The organism is Kitasatospora phosalacinea, assembly GCF_000717185.1.
GTDB classification, from domain to species: domain Bacteria; phylum Actinomycetota; class Actinomycetes; order Streptomycetales; family Streptomycetaceae; genus Kitasatospora; species Kitasatospora phosalacinea_A.
The window spans coordinates 33495-44449 of sequence record NZ_JNYE01000014.1; the positions used below are offsets into that span (position 1 = coordinate 33495).

Annotated in this window: 10 protein-coding genes; 9 read left to right on the forward strand and 1 reads right to left on the reverse strand. The window is 71.2% G+C overall.

Translation table 11 applies throughout. The annotated features are described in order from the left end of the window. The first annotated feature begins 6 nt into the window (after nt 1-6). From nuoI to OO57_RS08080, 9 genes are all read left to right on the forward strand, one after another. A complete protein-coding gene (gene nuoI, locus OO57_RS08040; protein ID WP_033251620.1) occupies nt 7-588 on the forward strand; it encodes an NADH-quinone oxidoreductase subunit NuoI in 582 nt (193 codons plus the stop codon). Next, nucleotides 585-1436, forward strand: a complete 852-nt coding sequence (locus OO57_RS08045) for an NADH-quinone oxidoreductase subunit J (RefSeq protein WP_033251621.1) — start codon at nt 585-587, stop codon at nt 1434-1436. Before nuoI ends, OO57_RS08045 begins: the two co-directional genes overlap by 4 nt. Beyond that, on the forward strand, nt 1433-1732 hold the full coding sequence (gene nuoK, locus OO57_RS08050; RefSeq protein ID WP_033215314.1) for an NADH-quinone oxidoreductase subunit NuoK: 300 nt from the start codon (nt 1433-1435) through the stop codon (nt 1730-1732). The genes OO57_RS08045 and nuoK overlap by 4 nt, the downstream gene beginning before the upstream one ends. A 15-nt stretch (nt 1733-1747) precedes the next feature. After that, nucleotides 1748-3643 carry an NADH-quinone oxidoreductase subunit L gene (gene nuoL, locus OO57_RS08055; protein ID WP_033251622.1) on the forward strand — a complete coding sequence of 632 codons (1896 nt, stop codon included), beginning with the start codon at nt 1748-1750 and terminating at the stop codon, nt 3641-3643. Next, complete coding sequence (locus OO57_RS08060) at nt 3643-5280, forward strand: NADH-quinone oxidoreductase subunit M (RefSeq protein WP_033251623.1); 1638 nt, start codon at nt 3643-3645, stop codon at nt 5278-5280. The genes nuoL and OO57_RS08060 overlap by 1 nt, the downstream gene beginning before the upstream one ends. Next, entirely contained in the window at nt 5277-6914 is a 1638-nt protein-coding gene (nuoN, locus tag OO57_RS08065; RefSeq protein ID WP_051776891.1) for an NADH-quinone oxidoreductase subunit NuoN, read from the forward strand. Before OO57_RS08060 ends, nuoN begins: the two co-directional genes overlap by 4 nt. Nucleotides 6915-7058: 144 nt before the next feature. Beyond that, nucleotides 7059-7643 (forward strand): Uma2 family endonuclease, encoded by a 585-nt coding sequence (locus OO57_RS08070; RefSeq protein ID WP_033251624.1) that lies wholly within the window; start codon nt 7059-7061, stop codon nt 7641-7643. 151 nt (nt 7644-7794) lie between these two features. After that, entirely contained in the window at nt 7795-8808 is a 1014-nt protein-coding gene (locus OO57_RS08075) for a polyprenyl synthetase family protein (RefSeq protein WP_033251625.1), read from the forward strand. A 49-nt stretch (nt 8809-8857) separates the two neighbouring features. Continuing rightward, nucleotides 8858-9517 carry a response regulator transcription factor gene (locus OO57_RS08080; RefSeq protein ID WP_033251710.1) on the forward strand — a complete coding sequence of 220 codons (660 nt, stop codon included), beginning with the start codon at nt 8858-8860 and terminating at the stop codon, nt 9515-9517. 157 nt (nt 9518-9674) lie between these two features. Here the strand turns inward: OO57_RS08080 and OO57_RS08085 are convergent, their stop codons facing one another. Beyond that, nucleotides 9675-10928, reverse strand: coding sequence for an RNA-guided endonuclease InsQ/TnpB family protein (locus tag OO57_RS08085; protein WP_033251626.1), 1254 nt, complete (start codon nt 10926-10928; stop codon nt 9675-9677). Nucleotides 10929-10955 lie beyond the last annotated feature (27 nt).

Below are 10955 nucleotides of genomic sequence, written 5' to 3' on the forward strand. Positions count from 1 at the left end.
TCCGCGATGCCTGACGAGTCGTCAGAGAAGTCGGTCCTCGGGCCGGCCGCCGGCTTCGGCGTGACCTTCAAGGCCATGTTCAAGAAGCGGCTCACCGAGCAGTACCCGGAGTACAAGAAGCCCACCGCTCCGCGCTTCCACGGCCGCCACCAGCTGAACCGGCACCCGGACGGCCTGGAGAAGTGCGTCGGCTGCGAGCTGTGCGCCTGGGCCTGTCCGGCCGACGCGATCTACGTCGAGGGCGCCGACAACCGGGACGAGGAGCGCTACTCGCCCGGTGAGCGGTACGGCGCGGTCTACCAGATCAACTACGCCCGCTGCATCCTGTGCGGCCTGTGCGTCGAGGCGTGCCCGACCCGGGCGCTGACCATGACCAACGAGTACGAGCTCGCGGACTCCTCCCGGCAGGACCTGATCTTCACCAAGGAGCAGCTGCTGGTCGGGCTGAGCGAGGGCATGGTCGACTCCCCGCACTCGATCTTCCCGGGCGCCGACGAGGGCGCGTACTACCGGGGCGAGATCACCGGCGCGGCGCCCGGCACCGTCCGGCAGGAGCAGCACGACCGCGAGAAGGAGGAGCAGGCATGACCTCCACCGGCGAGGCCGTGCAGTTCTGGGTGCTGGCCGTGGTCGCGGTCGGCGGGGCGCTCGGCATGCTGCTGATGAAGAAGGCCGTGCACTCGGCGCTCTGCCTGGCGGCGACCATGCTGGCGCTGGCGGTCTGCTACATGGCGCAGGGCGCGGTGTTCCTGGGCGTGGTGCAGATCGTGGTCTACACCGGCGCGATCATGATGCTGTTCCTGTTCGTGGTGATGCTGGTCGGCGTCTCGGCGGCGGACTCGCTGAAGGAGCAGCTGAAGGGCCAGCGGATCGCCGCGGTGCTCTGCGGCCTGGGCTTCGGCGTGCTGCTGGTCGCGGGCCTGGCCAACGCGCACCTGCGGGACTTCACCGGCCTGTCCGAGGCGAACGCCGAGGGCAACGTGCAGGGCCTGGCCCGGCTGATCTTCACCAAGTACGTGTGGGCCTTCGAGGTGACCGGCGCGCTGCTGATCACCGCGGCGGTCGGCGCGATGGTGCTGACCCACCGCGAGAAGGTCCGCGCCCCGCTGACCCAGCGCCAGCTGGCCGCGCAGCGGGTGAAGGACAACATCCAGGTGCCGCCGCTGCCCGCCCCCGGCGTGTACGCCCGGCACAACGCGGTGGACGTCCCGGCGCTGCTGCCGGACGGCACGGTCGCCGAGGACTCGGTGATGGGCACCCTGCGCGAGCGCGGCCAGGTCCGCGACGTCAGCCAGGAGATGCTGCAGCGGATGGCCGAGCTGGAGGAGACCACGGCCGACTGGCTGGGCCGCCCCTCCTCCGCCCGCCCGCAGGTCACCGGGCCGCGCCAGGCGCTGGAGACCGTGCCGACCAAGGACAAGGAGGAGGCGGAGTGAACCCGGCCAACTACCTGTACCTCGCCGCGCTGCTGTTCACCATCGGGGCCTCCGGGGTGCTGCTGCGGCGCAACGCGATCGTGCTGTTCATGTGCGTGGAGCTGATGCTGAACGCCTCGAACCTGGCGCTGGTCACCTTCTCCCGGATGCACGGCAACCTGGACGGGCAGATCCTCGCGTTCTTCACCATGGTGGTCGCGGCGGCCGAGGTCGTGGTCGGCCTCGCCATCATCGTCTCCATCTTCCGGACCAGGCACTCCGCTTCGGTCGACGACAGCAACCTGATGAAGCTGTAGGCGGAGGGCCCTTCAGTGAACTCTCTCATTCCGCTGCTGGTCGCGGCGCCGCTGGCCGGTGCCGCCCTGCTCCTGCTCGGCGGACGGGCCCTGGACCGGTTCGGGCACTGGATCGCGACGGCCCTGGCCGCGCTCTCCTTCGCCTTCGGCCTGGCCCTGTTCGCGGACATGCTCGGCCGGGACGCCGAGCACCGCGCCGTCACCGAGCAGCTGTACAGCTGGATCCCGGTGGACGGCTTCCAGGCCGACGTCGCCTTCCAGCTCGACCAACTCTCGATCACCTTCGTCCTGCTGATCACCGGCGTCGGCACCCTGATCCACCTCTACTCGGTGGGCTACATGGCGCACGACGAGCGCCGCCGCCGCTTCTTCGCCTACCTGAACCTGTTCCTGGCCGCCATGCTGGTGCTGGTTCTCGCCGACAACTACCTGCTGCTGTACGTCGGTTGGGAGGGCGTGGGTCTCGCGTCCTTCCTGCTGATCGGGTTCTGGCAGCACAAGCCGAGCGCCGCGACGGCCGCCAAGAAGGCGTTCATCGTCAACCGGGTCGGCGACATGGGCCTGTCCATCGCGATCATGCTGATGTTCGTCGAGTTCGGGTCCTTCGCCTTCCAGCCGGTGTTCGCCACCGCGGGCGACGCGAGCGAGGGCAAGCTCACCGCGATCGGCCTGATGCTGCTGCTGGCCGCCTGCGGCAAGTCGGCGCAGGTGCCGCTGCAGTCCTGGCTGGGCGACGCGATGGAGGGCCCGACCCCGGTCTCGGCCCTGATCCACGCGGCCACCATGGTCACCGCGGGCGTCTACCTGATCGTCCGCTCCGGCGCGATCTTCAACCTGGCGCCGGACGCGCAGACCGCCGTGGTGGTGGTCGGTGCGGTGACGCTGCTGTTCGGTGCGGTCGTCGGTTGCGCCAAGGACGACATCAAGAAGGCCCTGGCCGGGTCGACCATGTCGCAGATCGGCTACATGATCATGGCGGCGGGCCTGGGCCCGATCGGCTACGCCTTCGCGATCATGCACCTGGTCACCCACGGCTTCTTCAAGGCCGGGATGTTCCTCGGCGCCGGGTCGGTCATGCACGGCATGAACGACGAGGTGAACATGCGGCACTACGGCGGCCTGCGGAAGTACATGCCGGTCACCTTCGCCACCTTCGGCCTCGGCTACCTGGCGATCATCGGCTTCCCCGGCCTGTCCGGCTTCTTCTCCAAGGACAAGATCATCGAGGCGGCGTTCGCCAAGGGCGGCACCGAGGGCTGGATCCTCGGCCTGTGCGCCCTGCTCGGCGCCGCGGTCACCGCGTTCTACATGACCCGGGTGATGGTGCTGACCTTCTTCGGCGAGAAGCGCTGGCAGCCGGACGCGGAGGGCAACGACCCGCACCCGCACGAGTCCCCGAAGTCGATGACCGTCCCGATGGTCGTGCTGGCCTTCGGCTCGGTCTTCGCGGGCGGCCTGTTCGTCTACGGGAACTCCTTCCTGCACTGGCTGGAGCCGGTCACCGGCCACGCCGAGGGCGACTCCCCGCTGAGCCCGTGGACCGTCACCGGCCTCGCCACCGCCTGCATGCTGGCGGGCGCCGCCCTGGCCTGGCAGATGTACGGGCGCAGCCCCGTCCCGGTCAAGCCGCCGGTCGGCTCGCTGCTCACCCGGGCCGCCCGCCGCGACCTGCTCCAGGACGACTTCAACCACGCCGTCCTGGTCCGCCCCGGCACGGCGCTGGCCGCCACCCTGGTCTGGTTCGACAGCCGGGGCCTGGACGGCTTCGTCAACGGCCTGGCCGCCGCGATCGGCGGGATCTCCGCCCGGCTGCGCCGGATCCAGACCGGCTACGTCCGCACGTACGCGCTCTCCATGTTCGGCGGCACGCTGGTGCTGGTCGCCTCCACTCTCCTGATGAGGTCGGTCTGATGAGCTACCTCCTCTCCGCCACCTGTGCCGTCCCGGCCGCCGGAGCGGTGCTCACCGCCGCACTCCCGGCCGGGACCACCGAGGCCCGGCGGCGCACCACCAAGACCGTCGCGCTCGCGGTCTCCGTTCTCACCCTCGGCCTGGCCGCCGCGGTCGCCGCCTCCTTCGAACCCGGCGGCGCCCGCTACCAGTTGACCGAGTCCCACTCCTGGATCCGCTCCTTCGGGATCAGCTTCTCGCTCGGCGCGGACGGCATCGGCACCGCCCTGGTGCTGCTCACCGCCGTCCTGGTGCCGCTGGTGATGCTGGCGGGCTGGCACGACGCCACGGGACCCGTCAGCGGCTCCGCCGCGGGGTCCGTCCCCGAGGGCTCGTTCGAGTCCAAGCGGCGCACCCAGGCGTTCTTCGCGCTGATCCTGGCCGTCGAGGCGATGGTGCTGGTGTCCTTCCTGGCCACCGACGTCTTCGTGTTCTACGTGTTCTTCGAAGCCATGCTGATCCCGATGTACTTCCTGATCGGCGGCTTCGGCGACCGGGCGGGCGGCCCCGACTCGGACCGCCAGCGCTCGTACGCGGCCGTCAAGTTCCTGCTGTACAACCTGCTCGGCGGCCTGGTCATGCTGGCCGCCGTGATCGGCCTGTACGTGGTGGCGGCCGACCAGGGGCAGGCGACGTTCAGCCTGACCGCGCTGACCGACGCGATCTCCTCCGGCAAGCTGGTGATCGACCCGAACGCGCAGCGGGCGCTGTTCCTCGGCTTCTTCTTCGCCTTCGCGGTGAAGGCCCCGATGTGGCCGCTGCACACCTGGCTGCCGAACGCGATGGGCGAGTCCACCGCCGGGACGGCCGTGCTGATCACCGCGGTGGTCGACAAGGTCGGCACCTTCGCGATGCTGCGCTTCTGCCTGGGCCTGTTCCCGGACGCGTCCAAGACCTTCGCCCCGGTGATCATGGTGCTGGCGCTGGTCGGCATCGTCTACGGCGCGCTGGTCGCGATCGGCCAGAAGGACATCAAGCGGCTGGTCGCCTACGCGTCGATCTCGCACTTCGGGTTCATCATCCTGGGCGTCTTCGCGATGACCAGCCAGGGCCAGTCCGGCGCGACCCTCTACATGGTCAACCACGGCATCTCCACCGCCGCCTGGATGCTGGTCGCGGGCTTCCTGATCTCCCGCCGCGGCTCCCGCCTGATCGCCGACTACGGCGGCGTCCAGAAGGTCGCCCCGGTGCTGGCCGGCACCTTCCTGATCGGCGGCCTGGCGACCCTGTCGCTGCCCGGCATGGCCCCGTTCGTCAGCGAGTTCCTCGTCCTGGTCGGCACCTTCAGCCGGTACCCGGCGATCGGCGTCGTCGCGACCTTCGGCATCGTGCTGGCCGCGCTGTACGCCCTGCTGCTGTACCAGCGCACCATGACCGGCCCGGTCAAGGCCGGCGTCGAGGGCGTCAAGGACCTGAAGGCCCGCGAACTGGCCGTCGTCGCCCCGCTGGTGGCCCTGACCCTGCTGCTGGGCGTCTACCCGAAGCCGCTCACCGACATGGTGAACCCGGCCGTGAACGACACCCTCAGCCAGGTCCACCGCACCGACCCGGCGCCGGCCCACCCGGTCGCCGCCACCAACGGAGGTGAGCAGAAGTGATTCCCGCACACGCGCTGGCCGCCGCCAACGGCAGCGGTCCGAGCATCCCCGCCCCGCACATCGAGTACGGGCAGCTCTCGCCGATGCTGGTGGTGTTCGGCGCCGCGCTGCTCGGCGTGCTGGTCGAGGCGTTCCTGCCCCGCCGGGCCCGCGCCTCCGCCCAGCTGGGCGTCTCGCTGCTCGGTCTCGGCGGCGCCTTCGCCGCCGTGGTGGTGCTCGCCGCCCAGGGCCACGGCACCACCAAGGCCGGGCTGCTGGCGATGGGCGCGGTCGCCATCGACGGCCCGGCGCTGTTCCTGCAGGGCGTGATCCTGCTGACCGCGGTCCTGGCCGTCCTCACCTACGCCGAGGGCCGCCTGGAGCCGCGGATCAACGGCCACCGGGTCGACGCGTTCGCCGCCCAGGCCGCGGCCGTCCCCGGCGGCGAGCAGGAGCGCGACGCGACCCGCGAGGGCCTGCGCACCACCGAGATCTACCCGCTGACCCTGTTCGCGGTCGGCGGCATGCTGCTCTTCCCGGCCGCGAACGACCTGCTGACCATGTTCGTGGCGCTGGAGGTGCTCTCCCTCCCGCTGTACCTGATGAGCGCGCTCGCCCGGCGCCGCCGCCTGATCTCGCAGGAGGCGGCCGTCAAGTACTTCCTGCTCGGCGCGTTCGCCTCGGCGTTCTTCCTGTTCGGCACCGCCCTGGTGTACGGCTACGCGGGCTCGCTGCAGCTCGGCGAGATCGCCGACGTGGTCTCCGGCGTCTCCCAGGTCACCCCGGCGCTCGCCGTCACCACCCAGAACGACGCGCTGCTGCTGATCGGCCTGGCCATGCTGGCCGTCGGCCTGCTGTTCAAGGTCGGCGCGGTGCCGTTCCACTCCTGGACGCCGGACGTCTACCAGGGCGCCCCGACCCCGGTCACCGGGTTCATGGCGGCCGCCACCAAGACCGCCGCGTTCGGCGCCCTGCTGCGGCTGTTCTACGTCGCCTTCCCCGGCCTGCGCTGGGACTGGCGGCCCGTCATGTGGGGTGTGGCGATCCTCACCATGGCGGTCGGCGCGGTGCTCGCCATCACCCAGCAGGACGTGAAGCGGCTGCTCGCCTACTCCTCGGTCGCGCACGCCGGTTTCATCCTGACCGGCCTGATCGCCACCGACCGGCGCGGCGTCGCCGCCGTCCTCTTCTACCTGCTGGCCTACTCCTTCGTGACGCTCGGCGCGTTCGCCGTGGTCACCCTGGTGCGGGACTCCAAGGGCGAGGCCACCCACCTGTCCAACTGGGCCGGGCTGGGCCGCCGTTCCCCGCTGCTCGCGGCGGTGTTCGCCCTGTTCCTGCTGGCCTTCGCGGGCATCCCGCTGACCTCCGGGTTCACCGGCAAGTTCGCGGTCTTCCAGGCCGCGGCCGAGGGCGGGGCCACCCCGCTGGTCATCGTCGGCGTGCTGTCCTCGGCGGTCGCCGCGTTCTTCTACATCCGGGTCATCGTGCTGATGTTCTTCTCCGACCCGCAGCCCTCCGGCCCCGCGGTGGCCGTGCCCAGCCCGCTCACCGCCACCGCCATCGGCGTCGGCGTGCTGGTCACCCTCGGTCTCGGACTGCTCCCGCAGTACTTCCTCGACCTGGCCTCCAAGGCCGCCCTGTTCACCCGCTGAACCGGCTCCGCCCCGCTCCGGCTCCCGCCCCCACCGGGCGGGGGCCGGACTGCTGTTCGGGGGGTGAAGGGTGCGCCGGTGAACCGTTTCGCCACTCGTCGCCAGCCGTAGGCTCGACTCCTACACTGGGTGCAGGAGGTGACCATGACTGCCGAACCGATCGACTGGACGTCCCCGCCCTCGGGAGGCTGGACCTACGACCAGGTCAAGGACCTCGATCTGCCCTTCGAGTTCGACTTGGTGGACGGGGCGATCGTGGTCAGTGGGATGACCAACCAGTGGCACGACACCGTGCGTGACGAGCTGTACTTCGCGCTCCGCAGTGCCCGGTGCGACCCGTACGGGGTCAACTCCGAACGCTGCATGTTGATCGACCCCTACAACCCGCCCAAGCCGGACGTCCTGGTCTTCGACCGCACCGGCCTCGACTTCTTCACCATGGAGTGCGTCCCCGTCGCCGCCGTGGCCCTCGCCGTCGAGGTGGTCTCGCAGGGCTCGCGCGGCGACGACCGCTTCCGCAAGCCCGGCATGTACGCCGAGGCGGGCATCCCCTTCTTCTGGCGGGTCGAGCGCGGCGAGGACGGCCTCCCGGTGGTCTACGAGTTCCACCTGGACGCGGAGACCGGCGTGTACGCCCCCGCGCCGGGCACGGCCGTCCACCACGGCAAGCTGAGCACCGCCCTGCCCTACCCCGTCGAGATCGACCTGACCCGGATCGTCCCCCGCTGACCAGCGCCCTCCCCGCCCCCTCCCGCCACCAGGGAAGTCGGGCCCATGCCCGTGCAGTGATCCACTCCGGACCGGATACGCTGCCTTGTATGTGCATCGGCGAGGCTGAGGGACCGGCCCGCTGGATCGACCAGGGACAGGAGTGGTCAGCGTGACCGTCGTGGGGCCCTTCGGGCTGAGCGTGCAGGACCGCGATCTGACCCGTGACGTCCAGGCGGGTATGGAGGCCGTGGAGGCCGCCCTGATCGAGGCCGTCAAGAGCGACGTGCCCTTCATCACGGTGACCGCCAGCCACCTCGTCGAGGCCGGGGGCAAGCGGTTCAGGCCGCTGCTGGTGATGCTCGCCGCCCAGTTCGGCGACTCCGCGGCGCCCGGCGTGGTGCCCTCCGCCGTGGTGGTCGAACTGACCCACCTCGCGACGCTCTACCACGACGACGTGATGGACGAGGCGCCCGTGCGCCGCGGCGCCCCCAGCGCCAACAGCCGCTGGGACAACTCGGTCGCCATCCTCACCGGCGACTTCCTGTTCTCCCGCGCCTCCCAGGTGCTCTCCGACCTCGGCCCCGAGGCCGTCCGGATCCAGTCCGACGCCTTCGAGCGCCTGGTCACCGGCCAGATCCTGGAGACCGCCGGGCCGCGCCCCGAGGACGACCCGCTGCGCCACTACCTGGACGTCATCTCCGGCAAGACCGGCTCGCTGATCGCCGTCTCCTGCCGCTTCGGCTCGCTGATGGCCGGCGCCGAACCGTGGATCGTCGACCTGCTCACCCAGTACGGCGAGCGGATCGGCACTGCCTTCCAGCTCGCCGACGACGTCCTGGACATCGCCAGCGACGGCCACGAGTCCGGCAAGACCCCCGGCACCGACCTGCGCGAGGGCGTCCCCACCCTGCCCGTGCTGATGCTGCGCCAGATGCCCGCCGACCCGGCCGACCCCGAGGACGCCCGGCTGCGCGCCCTGCTCGACACCGACCTCGCCGCCGACGACGCCGCCCACGCCGAGGCGCTGCGCCTGCTGCGCCGCCACCCGGCGCTGGAGCGGGCCCGCCGCGAGACGCTGCGCTACGCCGAGGAGGCCCGCGCGCTGCTCGACGCCCTGCCCGACTGCTCCGCGAAGTCCGCCCTGCAGGAGCTGTGCGACACCGTGGCGATCCGCACCATGTAGCCCTTCCGCCCCGAGCCGCCGCCGCGTTCTCGATAGGGTCTGTGCCATGTTGCGCGTGGTGATCGCCGAGGACTCCGTGCTGCTCCGGGAGGGGCTGACACGACTGCTGACGGACCGTGGGATGGAGGTCGTGGCGGGTGTCGGGGACGGCGCCGCCCTGGTGCGGACGATCGACGAACTGCACGGCGCGGGCGCCCTGCCCGACGTCGTGGTGGCGGACGTGCGGATGCCCCCGACGCACACCGACGAGGGCGTGCGGGCCTGCGTGGAGCTGCGCGGCCGCTACCCCGACCTGGGCGTGCTGGTGCTCTCCCAGCACGTGGAGCAGCAGTACGCCAGCGAACTGCTGGCCGGCTCCACCCGCGGGGTCGGCTACCTCCTCAAGGACCGGGTCGCCGAGGTCCGCGAGTTCGCCGACGCGGTGGCCCAGGTCGCCGGGGGCGGCACGGTCCTCGACCCCGAGGTGGTGCAGCAGCTGTTCAGCCGCAGCCGCCGGGGCGACACCCTGGCCGGCCTGACCCCGCGCGAGCGCGAGGTGCTCGGCCTGATGGCGGAGGGCCGCACCAACGCGGCGATCGCCAAGCAGCTGGTGGTCTCCGACGGCGCGGTCGAGAAGCACGTGTCGAACATCTTCCAGAAACTGGGTTTGGGACAGAGCCAGGGTGATCACCGGCGGGTTCTCGCCGTCCTCGCCTACCTGGAGTCCTGACCCCCCTCCACCCACCGGAACGGTCTGCGCGAGTTCCCCTCCAGTCGCGCCCCGCCCGCTTAGGATTCCCTCGGTGCACCAGGCGGACGGGGCACACGGCTCACGCCCGCTGCTGGCTCCCCGACAGGAGGTCCGCGGCATTGGCATCCTCCCTGTCCTACCGGACGGGGATTCCTCCCGCGCCCGCGGCACGGATTCCCGTGCGTGGCGGGTCGCCGAGGCGGGTTCCCCGTTCGACGGGCCGTGCCCGGTGCGGGGTCGCCGCGCCGGGTCTCACCGGCCCTCCAGGGGCGTTTCGCCTGTCCGCCTGCCCGGCGGCCAGGATGTTGCGGGCGGCATTGAGGTCGCGGTCGTGCCGTGCACCGCACGCGGGGCAGGCCCACTGCCTGACGTGCAGGGGCTTGGGCCCGTCGCGGTGCCCGCACTGCGCGCACAGCCGGGAGGAGGGGAACGACCGGTGCACTACGCCGACCGTCCGCCCGTGACGGGCCGCCTTCTGCTCCAGCATGCGCCGGAAGGCGCCCCAGCCCGCGTCGTGCACGGACTTGGCGAGCCTGCCGCGGCCGAGGCCGTGCACGTTCAGGTCCTCCAGGTACACCGCTTGGTTCTCGCGGATGATCCCGGTGGTCAGCTTGTGCAGCCAGTCCCGGCGGGTGTCGGCCACCCCGGCGTGCGCCCTGGCGACCTTGGCGCGGGCCTTCGCCCGGTTCCTCGACCCCTTCGCCTTGCGCGCGAGCTCCCGCTGTGCGGCCTTCAGCTTCTTCTCCGCCTTGCGCAGGAACCGCGGGTTGTCGACCACGCTGCCGTCCGACAGGACCGCGAAACTGCCCAGCCCGAGGTCGATGCCGACCTCCCGGCCGGTCTCCGGCAGCGGCTCGGGTTCGACGTCCACCACGAACGAGGCGTGGTAGCGCCCGGCCGCGTCCAGCACCACCGTCACGGACGACGGCTCGGCGGGCAGCGCCCGCGACCAGCGCACCCGCACGTCGCCGATCTTCGCCAGGTACAGCTTGCCGTTCGGCCGGACCCGGAACCCGTTGCGGGAGAACCGCAGCGACTGCCGGGAATCCTTGCGCGACTTGAAACGGGGCAGCCCGACCAGCCGACCTCGGCGTTTGCGGGACACGGAGTCGAAGAAGTTCCGGTACGCCGCGTCCAGGTCCCGCAGGGACTGGATCAGCGGGTCCACCCCGACCGAGGCCAGCCACGACCGCTCGGGAGTCCGCTTCGCCCCCGTGATCACCCGCTTCTGCAACTCCGTGGCCGTCGGGTACGGCAGACCCGCCTTCCGGGCCTCCCGCCGCACCGCCAGCGCGTCGTTGTACACCACCCGCGCACACCCGAACGTCCTTGCCAGCAAGGATTGCTGACCTTTCGTCGGATAGAGGCGACAGGAGTATCGAAGGTGCACCGCAGCAAGCCATCGGAGGCCCCTGAC

Excerpts from the sequence above, each read along its gene's own strand:
- OO57_RS08045 (WP_033251621.1), top strand. The coding sequence starts at position 585 with ATGACCTCCACCGGCGAGGCCGTGCAGTTCTGGGTGCTGGCCGTGGTC.
- OO57_RS08070 (WP_033251624.1), top strand. The coding sequence starts at position 7,059 with ATGACTGCCGAACCGATCGACTGGACGTCCCCGCCCTCGGGAGGCTGG.
- OO57_RS08060 (WP_033251623.1), top strand. The coding sequence starts at position 3,643 with ATGAGCTACCTCCTCTCCGCCACCTGTGCCGTCCCGGCCGCCGGAGCG.
- nuoI (WP_033251620.1), top strand. The coding sequence starts at position 7 with ATGCCTGACGAGTCGTCAGAGAAGTCGGTCCTCGGGCCGGCCGCCGGC.